Here is a 23170-nt window from a genome sequence, read left to right on the forward strand (position 1 = left end):
CGGCACGCCGCCGCGCGCCCAACCCGGCGTAACCAGGGCCGGACGACATGGAAGCCAAACCTCCCCGCCGCACGCGCGAACGGATACTCGAACTGTCGTTGAAACTGTTCAACGAAATCGGCGAGCCGAACGTCACGACGACGACGATCGCCGAGGAAATGGAAATCAGTCCAGGCAACCTGTACTACCACTTCCGCAACAAAGACGACATCATCAACAGCATCTTCAGCCAGTTCGAGCAGGAGATCGAAAAGCGTCTGCGTTTTCCCGACGACCATCGCGCGACCATCGACGAAATGTGGTCCTATCTGCAGTACATGGTCGATTTCACGTGGCGCTACCGCTTCCTGTATCGCGATCTGAACGATCTGCTCGCACGCAACCGCACGCTCGAAACGCACTTCAAGCAGATCATCAGCCATAAGGTGCGCTTTGCGAGCCAGTTCTGCGATCAGCTCGTGGCCGACGGCGAAATGGTCGCCACGCCGGACGAGTTGCAGGTGATCGCCACGAACATCGGTGTGATCGCAACGTACTGGCTGTCGTATCAGTTCGTGATGAATCCGCGCAAATACAACGAGCAGGAGACGATTCGCGCGGAACTGCATCAGGTGAGCGTGCAGATCGTGTCGTTGATGGCGCCTTATCTGCGCGGCCGCTCACGGCAAATTTTCGACGATCTCGTATCGGGCAAGCTCGAGAAACGCGAGTTCTACGACTATCTGCCGCCGAAGGAAGGCGCCGCGCCTCGCAACGAATAGGACGTTTTTCATGAAGTCGGTGTGTGTGTATTGCGGCTCCGCGAATGGAGCCAAACCGTTGTATGCGGAGGCCGCGCGTGCGTTCGGCCGCGCGCTGGTCGAAGCCGACCTGGCGCTTGTGTATGGCGGCGGCAAGGTCGGGCTGATGGGCGTGATCGCCGACACGGTGATGGCCGAAGGCGGCCGCGCGATCGGCGTGATTCCCGAGCTGCTGGTCAACAAGGAAGTCGGTCATAACGGCCTGACGGAGTTGCACGTCGTGCCCGACATGCATCATCGCAAGAAGATGATGGCCGATCTCTCGGATGCGTTTGTCGCGATGCCGGGCGGCGCGGGCACGCTCGAAGAGTTCTTCGAGGTCTACACGTGGGCGCAGCTCGGCTACCACCACAAACCGGTGGCGCTGCTCAATATCGACGGCTTTTACGATCCTTTGATGAAGCTCTTGCAGCACACCGTGGACGAAGGCTTCATGCGGCAGACGTATGTCGATATCCTGCAGATCGACTCCGATGCGGCCACGCTGATCGGCAAGCTGCAACGGTATCAGCCGCCGGTTGCGGATAAGTGGGCGGTTAAGCGGGAAGCGGTTTGAGCGGGGGCGGTTGCTGCGGCTGCGGCTGCGGCTGAGAGCGCCGCGGGTTTCTCCGTGCGTTCTCCGCTTTGCTCTCGTTTTTTGGCTTCGCTTTCTGCCTTGCTTTTCGTTGGGTTTTTCCCGCTGCGTTTTTTCCCGCTGCGTTTCCAGCGCTCACTCTGCTTTGCATGTCGAGGTTGCGATGACTCAAACCGTTCTCATCACTGGCGGCAGCCGCGGCATCGGCCGCGCGACCGCGCGCTTGCTCGGCGCGCGCGGCTGGTCGGTGGGCGTGAACTACGCGCGGAATCTCGCGGCCGCCGAGGAAACCGTCGCTGAAGTCGAGCGAGCCGGCGGACGCGCGCTGCCGATTGCCGGCGACGTCGCAAACGAAGCCGACGTCATCGCCATGTTCGACGCGGTCGTGCAGAAATTCGGCCGGCTCGACGCGCTCGTCAACAACGCGGGTATCGTCGCGCCGTCCATGCCGCTTGCCGACATGGATCTCGCGCGCCTCACGCGCATGTTCGACGTCAACGTGCTCGGCGCCTATCTGTGCGCGCGCGAAGCCGCGCGGCGCATGTCGACGGATCGCGGCGGCGTGGGCGGCGTGATCGTGAATGTGTCGTCGGCGGCGGCGCGTTTGGGTTCGCCCAACGAATACGTCGACTACGCAGGCTCCAAAGGCGCAGTCGATACGATGACGCTCGGCCTCGCGAAGGAACTCGGGCCGCGCGGCGTGCGTGTCAATGCAGTGCGGCCTGGTCTCATCGATACCGAAATCCACGCGAGCGGCGGCAAGCCCGAGCGTGCGGCGCAACTCGGCGCGGCGACGCCATTGGGCCGTCCGGGCCGGGCTGACGAAGTGGCTGAGACCATCGTGTGGTTGTTGAGTGACGCCGCGTCGTATGTCACTGGGGCGCTTGTGGATGTCGCTGGGGGGCGTTAGGCGGCGGGGGTTGGTCTGCTGTTGTTCGGCGTTCGTTCTTTCGCCTTCGTTCTTTCGCCTTCGTTCTTTCGCGTTCGTTCTTTCGCCTTCGTTCTTTCGCCTTCGTTCCGCATTTCTTCCGCGTTTCGTTGCAATCTTTCCGGTTTTTTTTCGCCTTACTTCGGCGCTCTTTCTGCAATGCATCCGGCTTTTCTCCGCCTCCGTTAAGCGCTCCTTCCTCATCCCTTCCGCCCTCTTTCCGCTCTCCGTCCGTCGGCTCACGCGGCGCTCCTAGATAAGCCTCGCGTTGCTTCCACTGCCCGCTATATCCACCGCCACGGCAGGCGCAATCGCCGCATCCGTGCGCCGTCGCACGTGTAATCGGTCGTAATAATCGGAGACTACAATCGCGGGAATCGCGCGGCCTCGTGCGACGCAAGCCAGAACATCGTGCGCGCGATGCTGCCGCGCACCGCGACCAGAGATTCGTTTCATGCAAGAAAAACCTTCCGCACCGTGGCGCAACGGGAACGCCGCGGCAGCGGTGTCCGCGCCGGCCGGCGTTGTCGATAGCGCGCAGCAAGCGCGCGTGGCCGGCCTGATCGATAGCGCGCCGCAAGCGCGCGTGGCCGGCCTGATCGATAGCGCGCAGCAAGCGCACATGACCGGCGCCATCGACAGCGCACAGCAGGCGCACATGGCCAGCCTCATCGACAACGCGCCGCAAGCGCACATGGCCGGTCTCATCGACAGTGCCGAGCATGCGCGCTCGGCCGACCTTGCCGCAAACAGTCCCAATACGGCCCAAGCCCTGACCGCCGAGGCCGCGGCCCCAGCCCGACCAGCCAAGCCCTCCAAACCTCACGCACCCGCCGCAGGCAACGAACCCACCATCGGCTCACCGCCTGCGGACCACTCAAACGACAGCAACAGCAACGGCAACAGCCGCGCCCCGCGCTGGCACGCGCTCAGCGCCTCACGCCCGCTAACGTACCTGATCGCGCTCGCCATCCTCTGCGCGTGGCTGCTGCCCGGCACCCTGGGACACGATCCCTGGAAACAGGACGAGACGTACACGTTCGGCATCGTCCAGCACATGCTCGACACCGGCGATCTCGTCGTGCCGACCAACGCCGGGCAGCCGTTCGTCGAAAAACCGCCTGTCTACGACTGGGTGGCCGCGGGCCTCGCATGGATGTTCGGCCGCTACCTGCCCTTGCACGACGCGGCGCGGCTCGCGAGTGCGCTGTTCGCGGGCCTGACGGTCTACTACACGGCCCGCGTCGCGCGCCGCGCGGTGAATGCGCCGAGCTGGTTCGACCTGCGCGTGATCGGCACGCTGGCGCTGTTCGGCGGCACGCTCGTCGTCGTCAAGCACGTGCACGACATGATGACCGATGTCGCGTTGATGGCCGGCGCGGCGATCGGCTTCTGCGGATTGTTCGAACTCGTGCTCGCGCATCTTCGTTACGACGGCCATCAAGAGCGCCTTTCCGCCCACGCCGCACGCGAGCGCCGGCACGCGATTCTGAGCGGCGCGGCGATGTTCGGCGCGGGCGTCGGCGTATCGTTTCTCGCCAAGGGCCTGTTCGTGCCGCTGGTTTTCGGCGCGACCGTCTGCGCGGTGCTCGCGCTCTATCCAGTTTGCCGCAGCCGCAGTTTCGCCGCCGCGCTCGGCGTCGCCGCGCTCGTCTGCGCGCCGTTCGCGCTAATCTGGCCGATCTGCTTCTATCTGCGCTCCGAGGCGCTCTTGAAGGTGTGGCTGTGGGATAACAACGTCGGCCGCTTTTTCGGTTTCTCGGTTGCCGAACTCGGCTCCGAAAGCGAAAGCCGGCTGTTCGTGCTGCGCACGGTCCTAAGCGTCGGATTTCCGGTCGCACCGCTTGCGCTGGCCGCGCTCGGCGGCGGCGCATGGCGGCGCTGGCGCGATCCGCGCGTCGCGCTGCCGGCGATCTTCGCGGGTGTCGGCTTCGCCGTGCTGCAAAGCTCGGCGACGATCCGCGAGCTGTACATCCTGCCGTTCATCGCGCCGCTCGCATTGCTGGCGATGCAGGGCGTCGAGCGCCTGCCGCCGCGTCTGCATGTAGTGTGGGACATGGCGAGCCGCGTGCTGTTCGGCAGCGTGGCGGCGCTCGCGTGGATCGTGTGGTCGATCATGAGCAGTCCGGCGAACACGCATGCTTCGCTGCACCGGCTCGGCCGATGGCTGCCGCTCGACTGGGTATTGCCGATGAAACCCGCGCTGATCGCGGCTGCCTTGTTGATGACGCTCGGCTGGCTATGGCTGCTGCCCGCCTTCAAGTACGCGGGCAAATGGCGCGGTGTGCTGAGCTGGTGCGCGGGCGCGATCGTCGCGTGGGGACTCGTGAGCACGCTGCTGCTGCCGTGGCTCGACTACGCGAAAAGCTACCGCTCGGTGTTCGAGAACCTCGGCGCCGCGCTGAGCGCGCAATGGAACGACGGCGATTGCATGGCGAGCGTCGGGCTCGGCGAATCCGAGGCGCCGATGCTCGACTACTACACGGACATCGAGCATCAGCCGACCGCGAACCCGCGCACGACTGAGTGCACATGGCTGATCGTCGAAAGCCGCCGCAACAACGCACTTCAACCGACGGGCGACTGGCGGCTATTCTGGTCGGGCGCGCGTCCCGGCGATACCGACGAGTTGTTGCGCGTCTTTGTGCGCACGCCGACGGTGCCGGCTGCGGTTGACGGTCGGTAACCAGACGCCGGGCGGCGCTGTGCGGCACGCCGCTAACTACCGCGCGCCCGCTTCCTCGCCCGCCGCGACTGAAACGACGATCCCGGCTCGCGCAAAAACGCGATTTCCTCCGCCGTCGATTCCCGTCCAAGCAGCGCATTGCGATGCGGAAAGCGCCCAAAGCGCTCGACGATCTCCGCATGCCTCACCGCGAACGAATAATACGACTCGCCACCGGGCTCCCCGGCGAGCGCTTTAAAAAGATGCAGCGACTCCCGCTGGCTCGCCGGCGCCTCGTCGTGTTCGAACGGCAGATAGGCAAACGCGCGATGATGCGCGCTCGGCAACTGCCGATCCGCGCCGCTCGCCACCATCTGCTGCGCGATCTCCAACGCTTTGTGATCGGCGGCAAACGCACGCGCCGTGTCGCGATGGCAGTTGCGCGAAAACTGATCGAGCACGATCACGAGCGCAAGCGCGCCGAGCGGCGTGGCCGTCCAACTGTCGAGGCGCGAGTCGCGCGCCGCATCGATAAGGGTTCCGAAACGTTCGCGCAGCATTGCGTCGAACGATTCGTCGGCGGAAAACCACTGCTTGCGCGCCTCGCCGAAGCCCGGCGCATCGGGCGCGCCGAACCAGCAGTCGAGCACCTCGCGCGCTCGCGGATCGAGCGCGCTGTAAGCGGCGAGATCCGCCGGCGTGCGAGGCGGCGCCGCGCGTTCAGCGTCAACCATTGCGGTTGCGCATCCAGTCGGCCGTCTCAAAGAACGAACCAAGCAGGCGCTCTCTGAGCGGCTCGTCAAGCCCGATGTCTTCCATCGCCCAGGCCATGCAGCGCAGCCACTGATCGCGTTCGCTCGATGCAATCGCGAACGGCAAATGCCGCGCGCGCAACCGCGGATGCCCGAAGCGGCTGATGTAATGATCGGGGCCGCCCAGCCATCCGCACAGAAACCAGAACAGCTTGTCGCGCGAACCGTCCATCGATTCGGGATGCAGCGCGCGAATGCCGGCGAACTCTGCTTCAAGGTCCATCAGGTCGTAAAAACGGTCGACGAGTTCGCGCACGCGCGCTTCGCCGCCGACCAGTTCGAAGGCCGTCGGCTGCGCCGCGGAGACTTCGTTGTCGATCTCACTCATAACCACTCATCAACGGAAAATAATCAGGCGTCGCGCAGCGATTGCAACGCGGGACGCGACAACACATGCCGCAAGCTCAGCCAGCCGCCGACCGCCGCACACGCGATGCCGGCCGCGACTCCCGCCGGCAGCAGCCACGGGTTGAAGTCCAGATAGAACTGGAACACGCGCGTGGCCAGAATCCAGCCGATCACCTGCGCGCCGATCGCGGCCATCAGGCCGGCAAGCGCGCCGACCGCGACGAACTCGGCGATCTGCACCGCGCGCACCTGACGATGCGACGCACCGAGTGCCCGCAGCAGCGCGGATTCTCGCATACGCTCGTCGCGCGTGCCGGCGAGCGCGGCGTACAACACCAGCACGCCCGCGGCGAGCGTGAACGCGAACAGGAACTGCACCGCGCCGATCACCTGCTGCAGCACGCGCTGCACCTGCGCGAGAATCGGACCGGTGTCGATGGCCGTGAGGTTCGGATAGGCGGCGATCAGACCGTCGATGGTCGCGCGTTTTTCCGGGGGCAAATGGAAACTGGTGATGAACGTAGCCGGGAAATCCTGCAACGCGGCGGGCGGCATCAGCACGAAGAAGTTGACCTTGAACGAACCCCAGTCGAGCTTGCGCACACTCGTCACCGGTGCATCGATCTGCAAGCCGGTCACGTCGAAACGCAGCACATCGCCGGGCTTCACGTTGATGAGCTTGGCGAGCCCCTCTTCGATCGAAATCTGCGGAGCCTTCGTGTCGCCATACCAGGTGCCGGCGGAAATGCGATTGTCGTCCGGCAACTGCGTCGTGTACGACAGATTGAATTCGCGATCGACGAGCCGTCGCGCGTCGTCGCCCTTGAACGAATCCGGGTTGACCGGCTTGCCGTTGATCGCGGTCAGCCGGCCGCGCACCATCGGCGAGAGCACGGTGCCGGGCACGCCGTGCGTGTCGAGATAATGCGTGACGGCTTCGCGCTGATCCGGCTGAATGTCGATGATGAATTCGTTCGGCGCATCGGGCGGCGTCGATTTGCGCCAGCCGGCCACGAGGTCGTTGCGCGTCATCGCGATCAGCAGCAGGCACATCAGGCCGATGCCGAGCGCCGTGATCTGCAACGCGCTCGCGCCGCTGCGCCGCTCCAGCGACGCCAGCGCGTAACGCCAGCCGATTCCCGCATTCACGCGCTCGCTGCGCACCGCGCGCGCCGCCGCCCACAACGCGAGCCGCGCGATGCACGCAAACACCAGCAGCCCGCCCGCGAACCCGCCCGCGACGATGCCGCCGAGCTTCAGCTCGCCCGCCGCGACGATCAGCAGCGCCGCGAACAACACGATGCCGAGCGCGTACGCGGCCCACGCGGTGCGCCCCGCTTCGCCCCACTCGCGGCGCAGCACGCGCACCGGCGGCACGCGCGTCAGCGGCAGCAGCGGCGGCAGCGCGAAACCGAGCAGCAGCACGAGACCGGCCGCAATGCCCTGGAGCGCGGGCCATGCCGTCGGGTACGGCAATTCGACGTCGATCAGACTGCCGAGCGACGTCAGCAACGCGAGATGGCCGAGAAAGCCGAGCGCCACGCCGAGCGCGCCGCCCGCCACGCCGACACCGACGAATTCCAGCGTAAACAGCGCCCGCAGTGTGGACTGACTGACGCCGAGACAGCGCATCGCCGCACAGCCGTCCAGATGCCGGCGCATGTACCGATGCGCGGCCATCGCAATCGCCACGGCCGCGAGCAGCGCGGTCAACAGCGACACGAGCGTGAGGAAATGACCGGCGCGATCGAGCGTCTGACGCACTTGCGGCTGGCCGTCCTGCAACGATTCGAGCGCGACGCCGCGCATCTTGCCGCCGTCCACCCTGCCGTGCGCAAACTGCGCGAAACGTGCGACCGATGGATCCGCACCGGCCACCAGCAGCCGGTACGTCACGCGGCTGCCGAACGTGATCAGGCCGGTGGACTGCACGTCATCGGCGCGCATCATCAGGCGCGGCGAAAAATTGACGAACGAGAAGCCGCGGTCGAGTTCGCGCGTGATCATCGCGCCGATCGTGAAGCTGCGGTTGCCGACCTTCACAGTGTCGCCAACGCGCACCTTCAGCGCGTCGAGCAATTGCTGATCGACCCAGACGGTGCCAAGCGGCGGAATGGATTGCGCGGCTCGATCCGGAGCGCCCGGCCCGGGCGCGATGCGCAGCGCGCCGCGCAACGGATAACCCGGCGACACCGCCTTGATCGCGGCAAGCCGCGACACCGGCTGCGCGCCGCTCGAGTTGATCATGCTGGGGAAAATCGCCGTGGTGGCGGTGTTCAGGCCGAGCGCCGCGGCCTCGCGCGCGAACTGCGGATCGACCGGATGATCGGCGCGCACGATGAAGTCGGCGGCGATCATGCGTCTCGCGTCGCGCTCCAGGCCCTGATGCAAGCGGTCGGCGAGAAAGCCGACGCTCGCGAGCGCCGCCACGGCGAGCACGAGCGCGAGCAGCAGCATCGTGAGTTCGCCGGCGCGCCAGTCGCGCGCCGTCATGCGCAGCGCCTGGCGCAGCAGATCGCCGACGCTAAAGCGGCGCGCCGCGGGGACGGCGACCCGCGCCGTGGAACGTCCGGCTGTATCGCTCAATCGTGCCTGCTCCTCGCAAGGCGCGACACCATATGCGTCGCCATGCCGCGAAAGCCGCCCTGCACGCCGCGCCACAGACGCGGCAAGACCCAGCCGGCGAGCACCAGAAAGCCCACGATCAGCACCAGAAACAGCAGCGGCACGAACAGCGCGAGCAGAATGCCGCCGAACACGAAACCGTCTTCAGCCGTCGACGTGACGACGTTCGACACCGGTTCCGGCGACAGATTGATGAGCGCGCGCGTGCCCGCTTTCGTCAGATGCGCGGTGCCCGCCAGTGTGCCGCCCGCGAGCGCGGCGACCGTCAGCAGCGCCGGATCGGCATGGCCCAACGCGCCGGCTGCGAGCACGGCGCCGGCCGGAATGCGGATGAAGGTGTGAATCGCGTCCCATAGCGAATCGAACGCGGGAATCTTGTCGGCGAGAAATTCGGTGACGGTCAGCACGCCCGCCACGCCGATCACCCACGGCGAGGACAGCGCGGACAACGTATCGGGAAGATGAATCAGACCGAGGCGCTCGAACACGCCGGCCAGCAGGACCGTCAGATAGAGGCGCAGGCCGCTGCCCCATGAGAGCCCCGCAGCAAGCGAAAGTGATTCAAGCATGGCCGCCTCCAGGCGCGCTGTGCGTGCCGGGCGCTTCGGGGGCAATCAGGGATGAGCCGCCGCACCGAAGTCGTCAGACCCGCGCCAAGCCGGCCGCGCCGGGCAGGCCGCGGGCAATTTCAGATTGGTTTCCATCTCATTATAGCCACGTTAATTCGCAGAACGCAGAGTGGCTTGCAAATTGGCGGACTATGCAGCAGAGGCAAAGGCCGCGCCGGTAGCGACCGGCGCGTGAGTATGCCGATGCGCGTGCTGATGCCGCGCGCTTAATGCCCGGACGAGAGCTTGAGCCCGATCAGCCCGACGACGATCAGCGCCGCGCTCGCCACGCGCGCGGCCGTCAGCGCTTCACCCATCATCACGATGCCGAAAACGAAGGCGCCGACGGCGCCGATGCCGGTCCAGACCGCGTAGGCCGTGCCGAGCGGCAACTGCCGCATCGCCATCGCAAGCAGGATAAAGCTGCCGAGCGCCGTGACGATGGTGAAGACAGAAGGCCACAGCCGGGTGAAACCGTCGGAACTCTTGAGACCGGCCGCCCACGCGACTTCGAGCAGACCGGCGATGAACAGAAGAATCCAGGACATGAAACAGCTCCATGATCAGATGGGGCCGTCCCCGTTTGTAAATGCCGTAAGGTCGTCCTTACGCTCCGTAATTATAACGACGCCTGCACCATCTTGCTGCGCCCTGCTCACACGACGCCGACCAGCCGATAGCCGACGCCCGTCTCCGTGACGATATGCTCGGGCTGCGCCGGATCGCGCTCGAGCTTGCCGCGCAGATGCGCCATGTAAATGCGCAGATAGTGATAACTCTCGACGTGCGACGGCCCCCACACGTCGCGCAGCAGTTGCCGGTGCGTCAGCACGCGGCCGGCGTGGCGCACGAGCGTCGCGAGCAGCCGGTATTCGATCGGCGTCAGATGGATCGCCGCGCCGTCGCGCGTGACCTGGCGCAACGCGAGGTCCACGCTCACCGCGCCGAAGCGCACTTGCGACGATTCGTTCGCGCCGCCCTGATTGCGCCGCCGAAGGTGCGCGCGAATCCGCGCGAGCAGTTCCGAGACGCCGAACGGCTTGGTCAGGTAATCGTCGGCGCCGGCATCGAGCGCCGCGACTTTCTCGCTTTCCTGCGTGCGCGCCGACAGCACGATCACCGGCAGTTCGCTCCAGCCGCGCAATTCGCGGATCACGTCGAGGCCGTCGGTATCGGGCAGGCCGAGATCGACGATCACGAGGTCGGGCTTGCGCGTCGCGGCCTCCACGAGACCCTGCTTGCCGGTCTCCGCGTCATGCACGACGATGCCCTCGTCTTCGAGCGCCGTCCGCACGAAACGGCGGATCTGCTTTTCGTCTTCGATCAGAACGACGGTGATGCTCGGGTCACTCATGGGTCGGTTTGGCAAGCGGGTTCGGGTTCATGTTGTCGGCGGATTGGTCTTGCAGCGCATTTGGCGCGTCGGCGGCGTCGGCGGCTTCGGGCAGGTCGGGCACGTCCGGCGGCGTTTCAACCGGCAGCGTAAACCAGAAACGCGCGCCTTCGACGCGGCTTCTAGCCGCCTCGTCCGTTGCTGCCGACATGCGATTCACCGCCCCGATGCTGCCGCCATGCGCTTCGACAATCGCGCGGCAAATCGCGAGACCGAGCCCGATGCCCGGCTTCGCCGATTCCTTCTCGCCGCGCGTGAACTTCTCGAACACGCGAGTCTCCATGCCGGCGGGCAAACCCGGCCCATTATCGTCGATGGTCACGCGCACGAACGACTTGCCGTCCGCGTCGAAACGCTGCGCGCCGATCGTCAACGGCGTGCCCGTCGACGTATATTTGGCCGCGTTCTCGAAGAGGTTCGAGAAGAGCCGCTCCATCAGCACGGCGTCGAGCTGCAGCAGCGGCAAATCCGCGGCGAGTTCGACCCGCACCGGATGCCCGCTCAGCACGCGCTTGCACGCACGCAGCGCGGCGCCCACGGTTTCCTCCAGCAGCGTCCATTGCCGGTTCAATTGCAGACTGCCCGCCTGCAAGCGCGCCATGTCGAGCAGATTGGTCACGATGCCGGTCATGCGCAGCGCTTCTTCATGGATCGCGTCCACGAGCTCGTCGTCGCGCCGCGCGTCGGCCGCGTGTTCGCGCGATTGCGCCAGCATCGACGAAAAGCCGACGATGGTCGTGAGCGGCGTACGCAAATCGTGCGAAATCGCGGACAGCAACGAGTTTCGCAAACGTTCGGATTCCATATTGACGAGCGCGTCGCGTGCGATGTCCACGTAATGCACGCGCTCGAGCGCGAGCGCGATTTGCGCGGCGAACGCGTCGAGCATGCGCTGCTGCTCGGGCGCGTTAAGCTCGCGCTCGTCGCGCAGCACGGCCGCGAGCACACCGCGCGTGCGCATCGGCGCCTTCAGCGGCAGATACAGCGCGGCTGCGGCCGGCAGCGTGTCGGTGCCGTGACCGGCCGGCTTCTCGTGATCGTAGACCCACTGGCCGACGTCGGTATCGAGCAGTTCGCCTTCGAGCGTGATGGCCGCGTCCGGGTCCTCGATCTTCTGCTTCACGCGGTCCGCGCTGTCCGGCAACAGGATCGCGACGCGCGCGCCGAACACTTCGCTCACGTGACGGCTGCCGATGCCGACGATCTGCTCGGTAGTCAGCGCCGCCGCGAGTTCGCGCGCCATCGCATACATCGCGCCGGTGCGCTGCTCGCGACGCCGCGCGATCCGCGCTTCGCGCCGCAAGCTCGACGTGAGATGGCTGATCACGAGCGAAGTCAGCAACATGCCGAAGAACGTCAGCAGATATTGCGTATCCGATACCGACAACGACAGGCGCGGCGGCACGAAGAAAAAGTCGAACGCGGCGACGCTCATGAACGACAGCAGCACGCCTGGCCCTCGCCCGAGTTTCACCGCCGCGAAGATCACGCCGAGCAGATACAGCATGACGAGGTTCGTCAGATCGATGCGCTCGTTCAGTTGGCTCGCCACCGCGGTGATGCCCGCGCATATCGCGAGCGCCCAACCGTACGCACGCGGCGGCGAGCGGCGCTCGCGCGCGGCGCTCAACGCGTCGCGCCATGCGTTGGCCGTCGTACTCAGCAGGCGGCGCTCGTGGTCGCCGCCGCTATCGGACGAAGCGCGGATCAGCGTGACGTCCGCATGACCGCCGTGTTCGGCGAGACGCTCGCCAAGCGGCCGGCGCAGCCAGCGCCGGATGCCGGTGCGTGCCGATGCGCCCGCCACCAGCTTCGACACATTGCGCGCCTGCGCATAACCGGTCAGCGCGGCCACGGCGTCCGCGCCCGCGAGCGTCGCCGTTTCCGCGCCGAGTTCCGCGGCGAGCTTCAATGCGTTGAGCGTGCGTTCGCGGCGCGCGTCGGGCAAACGCTGCAACGCGGGCGTTTCGACATAGACGGCGATCCAGTCGGCCTTGAGGCTCGCGGCAAGACGCGCCGCCGCGCGCACCAGCATCGGCGCTTCGGGACCGGGGCCGACGCACGCCAGCAAGCGCTCGCGCGCCTGCCAGATTCGCTCGATCGAACGGTCCGCGCGATATTCACGCATTTGCGCGTCGACGCGATCGGCCGTACGGCGCAAGGCAAGCTCGCGCAGCGCGATCAGATTGCCTTTGCGAAAGAAGTTGCGCACCGCGCGCTCGGCCTGCTGCGCGAGATACACCTTGCCGTCGCGCATGCGATCGAGCAATTCCTCGGCGGGCAGATCGACCAGCGTGACTTCGTCGGCGCGATCGAACACGCGGTCAGGCACCGTCTCCCACACGCGAATGCCGGTGATCTGCCCCACCACGTCGTTGAGACTCTCGAGGTGCTGAACGTTGACGGTCGTGTAGACATCAATGCCGGCGTCGAGCAGTTCATACACGTCCTGCCAGCGCTTCAGATGCCGCGCGCCTTGCACATTCGAATGCGCGAGTTCGTCGACGAGTATCAGTTGCGGCTTGCGGGCCAGCGCCGCGTCGAGATCGAACTCGCCGAGCTTGCGGCCGCGATACTCGATGTGCGCGAGCGGCAGCACGTCGAGACCTTCGAGCAGCGCCGCCGTTTCGCCACGCCCATGCGTTTCGGCGATGCCGACCACCACGTCCGCACCTTCGTCGCGACGGCGACGCGCCGCCTGCAACATCGCATACGTCTTGCCGACGCCCGCCGATGCGCCGAAGAAAATCTTCAGCTTGCCGCGCTGACGCTTTTGTTCGTCGCGCTGCAGCTTGTCGAGCAGTTCGTCAGGATCGGGGCGGTTCATGCGTGAATGCTTTGATGTTTTGATGGTGGGCGCGCGGCGGTGCGTGCAATGGTGGCACGGCGGCGGCCCGGCCGCAAATCAGATGCGAATGGGCTTGGGCGACGCCGCGTGCAACCGCCGGCATTGTGCTTCAGCGACGCGCTCAGCCGCGCTTCATCTCATCCAGCGCGAGATTCAGTTGCAGCACGTTCACGCGCCGCTCGCCGAGCATGCCTAATTGCCGCCCGCTCGTATAACGGTCGACCAGCGCCTCTACTTCGTTCGGCGCAAGTCCGCGCGCTTTCGCGACGCGTCCGATCTGATACGCGGCAGCCGCCGGGCTGATCTCAGGATCGAGTCCGCTTCCCGACGATGTCACGAGATCGACCGGCACAGGTGCCGACATGTCGGTGCCCGCTGCCTTCAACGCGTCGATGCGGCCTTTGACTTCATCGAGCAACGCCGGATTCGTCGGCCCGAGATTCGAGCCGCCCGAAGCCTGCGCGTTATACGGCATCGGGCTGGTCGCCGACAGACGTCCCCAGAAGTACTGCGGCGCGTCGAACTGCTGACCGATCAGCTTCGAGCCGACGACCTTGCCGTCGCGCTCGATCAGACTGCCGTTCGCCTGGTCGCGAAAGAGCGTTTGACCGACTGCGGTCATCACCGCCGGATAAGCGAGACCGGTCACGGCGCTCAGCACCGCAAAAATAACGAGCAACGGACGCAACAAATTTTTCATGACGATCACTCCTTCAAGACAAGCCGCTTCAAACCCAGCCGAATGCGGCCAGCACCATATCGATCAACTTGATGCCGATGAACGGCACCACGATTCCGCCGAGTCCGTACACGAGCAGATTGCGTCGCAACAGAACGGCCGCGCCGAGCGCGCGATAGCGCACGCCCTTTAGCGCGAGCGGAATCAGCAGCACGATGATCAGCGCATTGAAAATCACCGCCGACATGATCGCGGACGCGGGCGTCGCGAGATGCATGACGTTCAGCGCATTGAGCGCCGGGTAGGTGGTCGCGAACGCGGCCGGAATGATCGCGAAGTACTTCGCGAGATCGTTCGCAATCGAGAACGTGGTGAGCGAGCCGCGCGTCATCAGCATCTGCTTGCCGATCTCGACAATCTCGATCAGCTTGGTCGGATTCGAATCGAGGTCGACCATGTTGCCCGCTTCTTTCGCGGCCTGCGTGCCGGTGTTCATCGCGACGGCGACGTCGGCCTGCGCGAGCGCAGGGGCGTCGTTGGTGCCGTCGCCGTCATCGCGACGAGCCGGCCTTCCGCCTGGTGCGCGCGAATCGTCGCGAGCTTCGCCTCGGGGGTGGCTTCCGCGAGGAAATCGTCGACGCCGGCTTCCGCCGCAATCGCCGCAGCCGTCAGCCGGTTGTCGCCCGTCACCATCACGGTCTTGATGCCCATTTTGCGCAGCTCGGCAAAGCGCTCCTTGATGCCGCCTTTGACCACGTCCTTCAACTCGATCACACCGAGCACGCGCGCGCCCTGCTCGCCTTTCTCCGCGACCACGAGCGGCGTGCTGCCGCGCCGCGCGACTTCGGCCACCGCCTGACTCACTTCGTTCGGAAAACGGCCACCGTTGGCTTCGACGTAATGCTTGACCGCGTCCGCGGCGCCCTTGCGAATCTCGCGGCGCGACGTGTCCGAAGACGTTCCCTTCGGCGCAAGATCGACGCCGCTCATCCGTGTTTGCGCGGTGAACGCGAGAAACTCCGCGTGCAGCGAGGCCATATCGCGTTGCCGGATATTGAAGCGCTGCTTCGCCAGCACGACGATGCTGCGGCCTTCAGGCGTTTCGTCGGCCAGCGACGAAAGCTGCGCCGCGTCCGCGAGCGCTTCTTCGGTCAAACCCGGCGCAGGAATAAAGAGCGACGCCTGACGGTTGCCGAGCGTGATCGTGCCGGTCTTGTCGAGCAGCAGCACGTCGACGTCGCCGGCCGCTTCGACCGCGCGGCCCGAGGTCGCGATCACGTTCGCCTGCATCATGCGGCTCATGCCGGCCACGCCGATGGCCGACAACAATCCGCCGATGGTGGTCGGAATCAGGCACACGAGCAGCGCGACCAATGCGGTAATCGTCACCACATGGCCCGCCGAATTGGTCAGATGCGCGGCTTCCACGGAGAAGATCGAGAACGGCAACAGCGTCGCGGTTGCGAGCAGCATCACGATCGTCAGCGCGACGAGCAGAATGGTCAGCGCGATTTCGTTCGGCGTCTTCTGACGCTTCGCGCCTTCGACCATTGCGATCATGCGGTCGAGAAACGCCTCGCCGGGATTCGCGGTGACGCGCACGACGATCCAGTCGGACAGCACGCGCGTGCCGCCCGTCACCGACGAAAAGTCGCCGCCCGACTCGCGAATCACGGGCGCGGATTCGCCGGTAATCGCGGATTCGTCGACGGATGCGACGCCGTCGACCACTTCGCCGTCGGCGGGAATCACGTCGCCGGTTTCGATCAGCACCACGTCGCCGCGGCGCAAGTCCGAGGCCGTGACAATGCGGATCGGCGACTTCGGATGCGGCTCGTTGAGCTTTTTCGCCATCACGTCTTTCTTCGCGCTGCGAAGCGACGCGGCCTGCGCTTTCGAGCGGCCTTCCGCGAGGGCTTCGGCGAAGTTCGCGAACAGCACCGTGAACCACAGCCACAGCGTGACCGCGAGAATGAAACCCGCGGGCGCCTCGGCCTGGCCGGCGAGCGCGGCGATCCAGAGAACCGTCGTCAGAATACTGCCCACGTACACGCAGAACATCACCGGGTTGCGGAATTGCGTGCGCGGCGTGAGCTTCCTGAATGAATCCGCGATCGCCGGGCGCAGCAGCGCCGGGTCGAACATGGACATCGTTGCATTGTGTTCAGTCATTGAATCCTCGAATGTCGCGTTGACTCATGGCCGCGTCAATGCGCGCCCATCATCATCAGATGTTCGACGCCGGGCCCGAGCGCAAGCGCGGGCACGTACGTCAGCGCGCCGACCAGCAGCACCGTGCCGAGCAGCAGCACGACGAAAAGCGGCCCATGCGTCGGCAATGTGCCGCCCGTCACGCCGATGCGCTTCTTTGCGGCGAGCGAGCCGGCAATCGCGAGCACCGGAACGATCGTGCCGAAGCGGCCGAACCACATCGCGATGGCGGTCAGCCAGTTGTAGAACGGCGTGCCCACCGTGAGGCCCGCGAACGCGCTGCCGTTGTTGTTCGCCGCCGAGCTGAACGCGTAGAGGATTTCGGAGAAGCCATGCGGGCCCGGATTGGCGATACCGGCCTTGCCCGCTTCGCTCAGCACCGCGATCGACGTGCCCACCAGCACGAGCAACGGCGTCAGCAGCACGACGATGGAGACCATCTTCATCTCATACGCTTCGATCTTCTTGCCGACATACTCGGGCGTGCGGCCGATCATCAAACCCGCGACGAACACCGCGAGCAGCGCGAACACGAGCATGCCGTACAGACCCGAGCCGACCCCGCCGAAGATGACCTCGCCAAGCTGCATCAACAGCAGCGGATAGAGGCCGCCGATCGGCGTCAACGAGTCGTGCGTGTTCGCCACCGCGCCGCACGAAGCCGCCGTCGTCGCAATCGTGAAGATGCCGGATTGCGCGATGCCGAAGCGCGTTTCCTTGCCTTCCGCGTTGCCGCCCGACTGCATCGCGTTCGCCGACTGATCGACGTGCAACGCGGCAAACGCCGGATTGCCGCTCTGTTCAGCGCCGATTTCGCCGAACACGCAGACGCCGAATGCAATCGTCATCGCGGCGAGCACCGCGACGCCCTGCTTGCGATCCGCGATCATGCGGCCGAACACCAAAGCGAGCGCCGACGGAATGATCAGGATGGCGAATATTTGCAGGAAGTTCGATAACGGCGTCGGGTTTTCATACGGATGCGCCGAGTTGCCGTTGAAGAAACCGCCGCCATTCGTGCCGATCATCTTGATCGCTTCCTGCGACGCAACCGGGCCCATCGCGATAGTCTGCGTTTTAACCGGCGTGTCGACCGTCAGCGCATTGCCCTTGGCATCCTTCAACGGATTGCCTTGCGCGTCGAGTTTCGGCGCGGCGTAAGTCGTCGTCTGCAACGTGGGAATGTCTTCGTAACTCTTGAAGTTCTGGATCACGCCCTGGCTCATCAGCAGCGCTGCAAACACGACCGACATCGGCAGCAGCACGTAAAGCGTCACGCGCGTCAGGTCGACCCAGAAGTTGCCGATGGTTTGCGCGGTATGGCGCGCGAAGCCGCGAATCAGCGCGATCACCACCACGATGCCGGTTGCCGCCGACAAGAAGTTCTGCACGGTCAGGCCGAGCATCTGCGTGAGATAACCGACTGTCTGCTCCGGCGTGTAGTCCTGCCAGTTCGTGTTGGTCACGAAACTGACCGCCGTATTGAACGCACCGTCGACGGTCATCGCGCCAAGCTGCTGCGGATTGCCGGGCAGCCAGCCCTGCACGCGCAACAGCGCATACAGAAACACGACGCCCAGCACGTTGAACGCGATCACGGCGACCGCGTAATGCTTCCAGCTCATTTCGCTCGACGGATCGACGCCGGCCGCGCGATACAACAGGCGCTCGATCGGTCCGCCGACGCGCAGCACGCGCGAACTCCCGTCCATCACGCCGCAGAGATAGCGCGACAGCGGCACGGCCGCAGCGAGCAGCACGACGATAAAGAGCCCGGCTTGCAGGACATTGCTCGAATTCATTCGATGTCCTCCGCGCGCAACAGCGCATAGACCAGGTACGCGAACAGCAGCGCGGTCGCCGCACCCGACATCCACAGCATCCAGTTCATGAGCGCGCTCCCTGTCTGCGGGAGAGCAGCAGCTTCTCGCAACCGGCGATCAATGCAAAGGTCAGCGCGGCAAAGAGCGCGATGGCTCCGACGTACAGCACATCCATTGTTGTTCTCCATTGACGGACTTTGGATAGCCGCAACGATAGGCGCGCGCGCGTAAAGGCCCGATCAAAGCTTGTACAGGCCGTATAAAAATCGCGTAAACGGAGAGACTCGCAATGCAAAAGGGCCGTTCCATCGCGAGATGGAGCGGCCCTTCCTGTGAAACGCGAAACTTCGGGAAAACTAAAACTACGGCAGCAGTATCGTCGAACCCGTGGTCTTGCGCGCCTCGAGCTCCGCATGCGCCTGACCGACGTCGGCAAGCGCGTAGCGCTGGTTGATGTTCGTCTTCACCTTGCCGGAGACCAGCACGTCGAAGAGTTCGGCGGCCATCGCTTCGTAGTCGCTGCGTTTGCCCATATACGTGAACAACGTCGGGCGCGTGAAGAACAGCGAGCCGCGTCCGGCGAATTCCGACGAGTCGATCGGCGGCAACGGCCCCGACGCATTGCCGAAGCTCACGAACATGCCGAGCGGCGCGAGGCAATCGAGCGAGCCGGCAAACGTATCTTTACCGATGGAGTCGTACACCACCGGCACGCCCGCGCCGTTGGTGATCTCGCGCACGCGCTTCGTGAAGTTTTCGCGCGTATAGACAATCGCGTGGTCACAGCCGTGCGCTCTCGCGATCTCCGCTTTTTCGTCCGAGCCGACCGTGCCGATCACCGTCGCGCCGAGCGCCTTCGCCCACTGGCACACCAGCAGGCCGACGCCGCCCGCCGCGGCCTGGATCAGGATCGTGTCGCCGGCCTTAACCCGATATGTGCGGCGCAGCAGATATTGCGCGGTGAGACCTTGCAGCATCACCGAGGCGGCCTGTTCGTCGCTGACGGCATCCGGCAGTTTGATGACCTGCGCCGCCGGCAGCACGCGCTCCTGCGCATACGCGCCGGGCGGCCTCGCCACATACGCGACGCGGTCGCCCGTTTTCAGATCGCTCACGTCCGAGCCGAGCGCGATCACTTCGCCGGCGGCTTCCATGCCGAGGCCGCCCGGCAACGGCAGCGGGTACAGGCCGGTGCGGAAGTACACGTCGATATAGTTGAGCCCGACCGCCGTTTGACGAATGCGAATCTCGCCGGGGCCGGGGTCGCCCACTTCGACGTCGACCCATTTCATGACCTCGGGACCGCCGGTTTGATCGAATCGGATTGCCTTGACCATTCACGTCTCCTTGATGGAATGCCGGCTATTTATGCTGCCGTTGAATGTTGCCGTTGAATGTTGCCAATGAGTGTTTGCCGATCAGCCGCGCGCGTGCGGCGTCAAACCTGCTGCGTGATACGCAGCGTGAGCGCGTCGAGCACCATGCGCGCCGTCGAAATGTTCGTCGCGCACGGAATGTTGTGCACGTCGCACGCGCGCACGAGCGCGTTGATGTCCGGCTCGTGCGGTTGCGGCGTCATCGGATCGCGCAGAAAGATCACCATGTCCACGCGCCCTTCCGCGAGTTGCGCGCCGATCTGCAGGTCGCCGCCGTGCGGGCCCGACAGCATGCGCTCGACCTGCAGCCCATGCGCGTCGCTGATGCGTCCGCCCGTCGTGCCGGTCGCGATGATGTCGCAGCGCCGCAGCGTGTCGACGTATTCGCCGGCCAGCGCGACGATGTCGTCCTTCTTGTGATCGTGCGCGATCAGCGCAATGCGGGTGGTCATGTCGTAAGACTCCTGAAACCGTTGTGATTGTCGTTGTTGTGATGCTGCTGGAATTGCTGACTGCTGGGCTGCTTGTCGGGCAGGCGCTGCGAAGAAGACGACTGCACGCGTCTAGAAAGTGCCCGGATACGCGCCGCCGTCGATCAACCAGTTCTGTCCCGTGATGTAGCCCGCATGCACGCTGCACAGGAACGCGCAGGCGCGGCCGAACTCGTCGCGCGTGCCGAAGCGGCCTGCGGGAATCGCTTTCATGCGCTGCTCGCGCGCCTGATCGACGGAAATGTTTTGCGATTTTGCGGTCGCCGCCATCGTGACGGCGATGCGATCCGTGTCGAACATGCCCGGCAGCAGGTTGTTGATCGTGACGCCGGTCGGCGCCATCTTGCGCGCGAGGCCCGCGACGAAACCGGTCAGGCCCGAACGCGCGCCGTTGGAGAGGCCCAGCACGTCGATAGGCGCCTTCACCGCCGAACTCGTGATGTTGACGATGCGCCCGAAGCCGCGCGCGCTCATCGAGTCGATGGTCGCGCGGATCAGTTCGATCGGCGTCAGCATGTTGCTTTCGAGCGCGCGAATCCAGTCGTCGTGCGTGAAGTTGCGGAAGTCGCCCGGCGGCGGGCCGCCCGCATTGTTGACGAGAATGTCGGGCTGCGGACAGGCGGCGAGCGCGGCGGCCCGGCCTTCGGGCGTGGTGATGTCGCACGCGACCGTGTTCACCTGCACGCCGCTTTGCCGGCGAATCTCGTCGGCCGTCGCCTCGAGCGTCTCGGCGGTGCGCGCGACGATCGTCAGGTTGACGCCTTCGGCGGCGAGCGCTTCCGCGCAGCCGCGCCCCAGGCCCTTGCTCGCCGCGCAAACCAGCGCCGTGCGTCCTGCGATTCCCATGTCCATGTGTGCGTTCTCCTCGCTGGCGTCTTGCCGATGGTTGCAAAGTTTCCCCCGATTCTAGAAGAATCGGTGCCAGGCTGCGCCGGCCCGCTGCAATCTTCGGTATCTTCGGGTGGCACTCTTTCGGTAAACTTGCGCCGTGGCGCGTTCGCCGGTCGTCGCAAGTTGTGTTCGCCGGCCGGGCGAAGCGCCGAACCGATCTCCGAATCGGCCTCGAATCGATCTCTTACCCGCCGCGTGTGCCCCCGCCATGACTCAGGACAGCCGTTTCCCCAATCTTTTCATCCTCGATCACCCGCTGATCCAGCACAAGCTGTCGCACATGCGCGACCGGGACACGTCCACGCGCACGTTCCGCGAGCTGCTGCGCGAGATCACGCTCCTGATGGGCTACGAAATCACCCGCAATCTGCCGATGACCACGCGCCGCCTGAACACGCCGCTCGTCGAGATCGACGCGCCGGTGATCGCCGGCAAGAAGCTCGCGATCGTGCCGGTGCTGCGCGCGGGCATCGGCATGTCGGACGGTTTGCTCGAACTGGTGCCGTCGGCGCGCGTCGGCCACATCGGCGTGTATCGGGCCGAGGACCACCGGCCGGTCGAATATCTGGTGCGCCTGCCCGATCTCGAAGACCGCGTGTTCATTCTGTGCGATCCGATGGTCGCGACCGGCTACTCGGCCGTGCATGCGGTCGACGTGCTCAAGCGCCGCAACGTGGCCGGCGAGAACATCCTGTTCCTCGCGCTCGTCGCCGCGCCCGAGGGCGTGCAGGTGTTCCAGGACGCGCATCCCGACGTGAAGCTCTTCGTCGCGTCGCTCGATTCGCATCTGAACGAGCACGCGTACATCGTGCCGGGCTTGGGCGACGCGGGCGACCGGTTGTTCGGCACGAAGAACTGAGCGTTGTCGAAAAGCCGGTGTGCGGCGCCTGGTTCGCGCCGCGCACGCATACTTTTCCCGCAATGTCGGGCAATCTCAGGCCACGCCCGCCTCTGCCGCACCCCCGCGGCGTGATAAAATTCGAATCCACTCGAAGCACGGCCTCGCGCGCAGCGCGAGGCGCGGCGGGCATTCCGGTGCGCCATGCAGCGCAGGCAATCAGCCAGGACCGGCGGCGCGCAGCCGGGCAGAACGGCCGGCACGAATTTGACATCGAGGCGCCTTGACGAGCGCCTGAAAAATCGCAACGACAATTGCACACTGCGCGCCCCGCTGGCGCGCGCGACGGAGAAAGGTATGGCGGGTCATTCGAAATGGGCCAACATCAAGCATAAGAAAGCAGCGGCCGATGCCAAGCGCGGCAAGGTCTGGACGCGGCTCATCAAGGAAATTCAGGTCGCGGCGCGCATGGGCGGCGGCGACATCGACTCGAATCCGCGTCTGCGGCTCGCCGTCGAAAAGGCGTACGACGCCAACATGCCGAAAGACAACGTCAACCGCGCGATCCAGCGCGGCGTGGGCGGCGTCGACGGTGCGAACTACGAAGAAATCCGCTACGAAGGCTACGGCATCGGCGGTGCGGCGGTGATCGTCGACACCATGACCGACAACCGCACGCGCACGGTCGCGGAAGTGCGTCACGCGTTCTCGAAGAACGGCGGCAACATGGGCACTGACGGCTCGGTGTCGTTCATGTTCGACCACGTCGGCCAGTTCCTGTTTGCGCCGGGCACGCCCGAAGACAAGCTGATGGAAGCGGCGCTCGAAGCCGGCGCCGACGACGTGGTGACGAACGAGGACGGCAGCATCGAAGTGGTCTGCCCGCCGAACGATTTCCCGAAGGTGAAGACTGCGCTCGAAGCCGCGGGCTTCAAGGCCGAAGTGGCCGAGGTCACGATGAAACCTCAGACGGAGGTCGAGTTCACCGGCGACGACGCCGTGAAAATGCAGAAGCTGCTCGACGCGCTGGAAAATCTGGACGACGTGCAGGAAGTCTATACAAACGCCGCGATCGCCGACGAATGAAGCCGCTGGCCGGGCAAGCCGCCTTTGTGCGCATGCCGCCGGCCGGTTTCAACGTTGCTGCTGAACGGGCCTGGCCGGGACGGCGCTGAGGCGTCCTGTCGCGCTGCCCTCGTCCGGGTTCGCCATGCGTTGCGCCGCCACAACCGGCTGCGAACATGGCGGAACTCACTGTTA

Annotated in this window: 20 protein-coding genes and 1 pseudogene; 6 read left to right on the forward strand and 15 right to left on the reverse strand. The window is 65.4% G+C overall.

Annotated features, from left to right (window positions below; translation table 11 throughout):
• Positions 1 to 47: 47 nt before the first annotated feature.
• The 4 genes from BGRAMDRAFT_RS08160 (at position 48) to BGRAMDRAFT_RS08180 (ending at position 4988) form a co-directional block, all read left to right on the forward strand.
• Positions 48 to 761, forward strand: a complete 714-nt coding sequence (locus BGRAMDRAFT_RS08160; RefSeq protein WP_006048229.1) for a TetR/AcrR family transcriptional regulator — start codon at positions 48 to 50, stop codon at positions 759 to 761.
• A gap of 10 nt (positions 762 to 771) precedes the next feature.
• Positions 772 to 1356 carry an LOG family protein gene (locus BGRAMDRAFT_RS08165; RefSeq protein ID WP_006048230.1) on the forward strand — a complete coding sequence of 195 codons (585 nt, stop codon included), beginning with the start codon at positions 772 to 774 and terminating at the stop codon, positions 1354 to 1356.
• Between the two features lie 181 nt (positions 1357 to 1537).
• Positions 1538 to 2284 (forward strand): SDR family oxidoreductase, encoded by a 747-nt coding sequence (locus BGRAMDRAFT_RS08170; RefSeq protein ID WP_006048231.1) that lies wholly within the window; start codon positions 1538 to 1540, stop codon positions 2282 to 2284.
• A gap of 472 nt (positions 2285 to 2756) precedes the next feature.
• Positions 2757 to 4988, forward strand: a complete 2232-nt coding sequence (locus BGRAMDRAFT_RS08180) for an ArnT family glycosyltransferase (protein WP_006048232.1) — start codon at positions 2757 to 2759, stop codon at positions 4986 to 4988.
• 32 nt (positions 4989 to 5020) lie between these two features.
• On the opposite strand, the gene BGRAMDRAFT_RS08185 is transcribed toward BGRAMDRAFT_RS08180, so the two are convergent.
• The 15 genes and pseudogenes from BGRAMDRAFT_RS08185 to BGRAMDRAFT_RS08255 all read right to left on the reverse strand — a co-directional run bounded on the left by BGRAMDRAFT_RS08185 (position 5021) and on the right by BGRAMDRAFT_RS08255 (position 21033).
• Positions 5021 to 5701 carry a DUF924 family protein gene (locus BGRAMDRAFT_RS08185; protein ID WP_006048233.1) on the reverse strand — a complete coding sequence of 227 codons (681 nt, stop codon included), beginning with the start codon at positions 5699 to 5701 and terminating at the stop codon, positions 5021 to 5023.
• Entirely contained in the window at positions 5694 to 6107 is a 414-nt protein-coding gene (locus BGRAMDRAFT_RS08190; RefSeq protein ID WP_006048234.1) for a group II truncated hemoglobin, read from the reverse strand. The genes BGRAMDRAFT_RS08185 and BGRAMDRAFT_RS08190 overlap by 8 nt, the downstream gene beginning before the upstream one ends.
• A 23-nt stretch (positions 6108 to 6130) precedes the next feature.
• Positions 6131 to 8713, reverse strand: a complete 2583-nt coding sequence (locus BGRAMDRAFT_RS08195; RefSeq protein WP_006048235.1) for an ABC transporter permease — start codon at positions 8711 to 8713, stop codon at positions 6131 to 6133.
• The gene (locus tag BGRAMDRAFT_RS08200) at positions 8710 to 9321 is read right to left on the reverse strand and encodes a DUF4126 domain-containing protein (RefSeq protein ID WP_006048236.1); all 612 of its coding nucleotides are present in this window, start codon (positions 9319 to 9321) and stop codon (positions 8710 to 8712) included. Before BGRAMDRAFT_RS08200 ends, BGRAMDRAFT_RS08195 begins: the two co-directional genes overlap by 4 nt.
• 266 nt (positions 9322 to 9587) lie before the next feature.
• A complete protein-coding gene (sugE, locus tag BGRAMDRAFT_RS08205; protein WP_006048237.1) occupies positions 9588 to 9908 on the reverse strand; it encodes a quaternary ammonium compound efflux SMR transporter SugE in 321 nt (106 codons plus the stop codon).
• Positions 9909 to 10015: 107 nt separating this feature from the next.
• Entirely contained in the window at positions 10016 to 10714 is a 699-nt protein-coding gene (gene kdpE / locus BGRAMDRAFT_RS08210; RefSeq protein ID WP_006048238.1) for a two-component system response regulator KdpE, read from the reverse strand.
• Positions 10707 to 13580 carry a sensor histidine kinase gene (locus tag BGRAMDRAFT_RS08215; RefSeq protein WP_006048239.1) on the reverse strand — a complete coding sequence of 958 codons (2874 nt, stop codon included), beginning with the start codon at positions 13578 to 13580 and terminating at the stop codon, positions 10707 to 10709. The genes kdpE and BGRAMDRAFT_RS08215 overlap by 8 nt, the downstream gene beginning before the upstream one ends.
• Positions 13581 to 13722: 142 nt before the next feature.
• Positions 13723 to 14301 (reverse strand): potassium-transporting ATPase subunit KdpC, encoded by a 579-nt coding sequence (gene kdpC / locus BGRAMDRAFT_RS08220; RefSeq protein ID WP_006048240.1) that lies wholly within the window; start codon positions 14299 to 14301, stop codon positions 13723 to 13725.
• 28 nt (positions 14302 to 14329) lie between these two features.
• Positions 14330 to 16452 (reverse strand): annotated as a pseudogene (gene kdpB / locus BGRAMDRAFT_RS08225) (potassium-transporting ATPase subunit KdpB).
• Positions 16453 to 16487: 35 nt separating this feature from the next.
• Positions 16488 to 18293, reverse strand: a complete 1806-nt coding sequence (gene kdpA, locus BGRAMDRAFT_RS08230) for a potassium-transporting ATPase subunit KdpA (RefSeq protein WP_006048243.1) — start codon at positions 18291 to 18293, stop codon at positions 16488 to 16490.
• Positions 18290 to 18382, reverse strand: a complete 93-nt coding sequence (gene kdpF / locus BGRAMDRAFT_RS08235) for a K(+)-transporting ATPase subunit F (protein WP_006048244.1) — start codon at positions 18380 to 18382, stop codon at positions 18290 to 18292. The genes kdpA and kdpF overlap by 4 nt, the downstream gene beginning before the upstream one ends.
• The gene (locus tag BGRAMDRAFT_RS08240; RefSeq protein WP_006048245.1) at positions 18379 to 18489 is read right to left on the reverse strand and encodes a hypothetical protein; all 111 of its coding nucleotides are present in this window, start codon (positions 18487 to 18489) and stop codon (positions 18379 to 18381) included. The genes kdpF and BGRAMDRAFT_RS08240 overlap by 4 nt, the downstream gene beginning before the upstream one ends.
• A 187-nt stretch (positions 18490 to 18676) precedes the next feature.
• A complete protein-coding gene (locus BGRAMDRAFT_RS08245; RefSeq protein ID WP_006048246.1) occupies positions 18677 to 19651 on the reverse strand; it encodes a quinone oxidoreductase family protein in 975 nt (324 codons plus the stop codon).
• Positions 19652 to 19752: 101 nt separating this feature from the next.
• A complete protein-coding gene (locus tag BGRAMDRAFT_RS08250) occupies positions 19753 to 20142 on the reverse strand; it encodes a methylglyoxal synthase (protein WP_006048247.1) in 390 nt (129 codons plus the stop codon).
• A gap of 111 nt (positions 20143 to 20253) precedes the next feature.
• A complete protein-coding gene (locus BGRAMDRAFT_RS08255; RefSeq protein WP_006048248.1) occupies positions 20254 to 21033 on the reverse strand; it encodes an SDR family oxidoreductase in 780 nt (259 codons plus the stop codon).
• Between the two features lie 247 nt (positions 21034 to 21280).
• On the opposite strand from BGRAMDRAFT_RS08255, the gene upp reads away from it, so the two are divergent.
• Both upp and BGRAMDRAFT_RS08270 read left to right on the forward strand, forming a co-directional pair.
• Complete coding sequence (gene upp, locus BGRAMDRAFT_RS08260; RefSeq protein WP_006048249.1) at positions 21281 to 21931, forward strand: uracil phosphoribosyltransferase; 651 nt, start codon at positions 21281 to 21283, stop codon at positions 21929 to 21931.
• 336 nt (positions 21932 to 22267) lie between these two features.
• On the forward strand, positions 22268 to 22996 hold the full coding sequence (locus BGRAMDRAFT_RS08270; RefSeq protein WP_006048250.1) for a YebC/PmpR family DNA-binding transcriptional regulator: 729 nt from the start codon (positions 22268 to 22270) through the stop codon (positions 22994 to 22996).
• Positions 22997 to 23170 lie beyond the last annotated feature (174 nt).

The sequence above is a fragment of the Paraburkholderia graminis C4D1M genome (genome assembly GCF_000172415.1).
In the GTDB taxonomy this organism is placed as follows: domain Bacteria; phylum Pseudomonadota; class Gammaproteobacteria; order Burkholderiales; family Burkholderiaceae; genus Paraburkholderia; species Paraburkholderia graminis.

Bases quoted from the DNA above. Each gene is read 5' to 3' on its own strand.
- BGRAMDRAFT_RS08245 (WP_006048246.1), bottom strand. From the start codon at position 19,651: ATGGTCAAGGCAATCCGATTCGATCAAACCGGCGGTCCCGAGGTCATG.
- BGRAMDRAFT_RS08215 (WP_006048239.1), bottom strand. From the start codon at position 13,580: ATGAACCGCCCCGATCCTGACGAACTGCTCGACAAGCTGCAGCGCGAC.
- BGRAMDRAFT_RS08255 (WP_006048248.1), bottom strand. From the start codon at position 21,033: ATGGACATGGGAATCGCAGGACGCACGGCGCTGGTTTGCGCGGCGAGC.
- upp (WP_006048249.1), top strand. From the start codon at position 21,281: ATGACTCAGGACAGCCGTTTCCCCAATCTTTTCATCCTCGATCACCCG.
- BGRAMDRAFT_RS08165 (WP_006048230.1), top strand. From the start codon at position 772: ATGAAGTCGGTGTGTGTGTATTGCGGCTCCGCGAATGGAGCCAAACCG.
- BGRAMDRAFT_RS08160 (WP_006048229.1), top strand. From the start codon at position 48: ATGGAAGCCAAACCTCCCCGCCGCACGCGCGAACGGATACTCGAACTG.
- BGRAMDRAFT_RS08240 (WP_006048245.1), bottom strand. From the start codon at position 18,489: ATGGATGTGCTGTACGTCGGAGCCATCGCGCTCTTTGCCGCGCTGACC.
- BGRAMDRAFT_RS08180 (WP_006048232.1), top strand. From the start codon at position 2,757: ATGCAAGAAAAACCTTCCGCACCGTGGCGCAACGGGAACGCCGCGGCA.
- kdpC (WP_006048240.1), bottom strand. From the start codon at position 14,301: ATGAAAAATTTGTTGCGTCCGTTGCTCGTTATTTTTGCGGTGCTGAGC.
- kdpF (WP_006048244.1), bottom strand. From the start codon at position 18,382: ATGAACTGGATGCTGTGGATGTCGGGTGCGGCGACCGCGCTGCTGTTC.
- BGRAMDRAFT_RS08270 (WP_006048250.1), top strand. From the start codon at position 22,268: ATGGCGGGTCATTCGAAATGGGCCAACATCAAGCATAAGAAAGCAGCG.
- kdpA (WP_006048243.1), bottom strand. From the start codon at position 18,293: ATGAATTCGAGCAATGTCCTGCAAGCCGGGCTCTTTATCGTCGTGCTG.
- sugE (WP_006048237.1), bottom strand. From the start codon at position 9,908: ATGTCCTGGATTCTTCTGTTCATCGCCGGTCTGCTCGAAGTCGCGTGG.
- BGRAMDRAFT_RS08170 (WP_006048231.1), top strand. From the start codon at position 1,538: ATGACTCAAACCGTTCTCATCACTGGCGGCAGCCGCGGCATCGGCCGC.
- kdpE (WP_006048238.1), bottom strand. From the start codon at position 10,714: ATGAGTGACCCGAGCATCACCGTCGTTCTGATCGAAGACGAAAAGCAG.
- BGRAMDRAFT_RS08250 (WP_006048247.1), bottom strand. From the start codon at position 20,142: ATGACCACCCGCATTGCGCTGATCGCGCACGATCACAAGAAGGACGAC.
- BGRAMDRAFT_RS08185 (WP_006048233.1), bottom strand. From the start codon at position 5,701: ATGGTTGACGCTGAACGCGCGGCGCCGCCTCGCACGCCGGCGGATCTC.
- BGRAMDRAFT_RS08200 (WP_006048236.1), bottom strand. From the start codon at position 9,321: ATGCTTGAATCACTTTCGCTTGCTGCGGGGCTCTCATGGGGCAGCGGC.
- BGRAMDRAFT_RS08190 (WP_006048234.1), bottom strand. From the start codon at position 6,107: ATGAGTGAGATCGACAACGAAGTCTCCGCGGCGCAGCCGACGGCCTTC.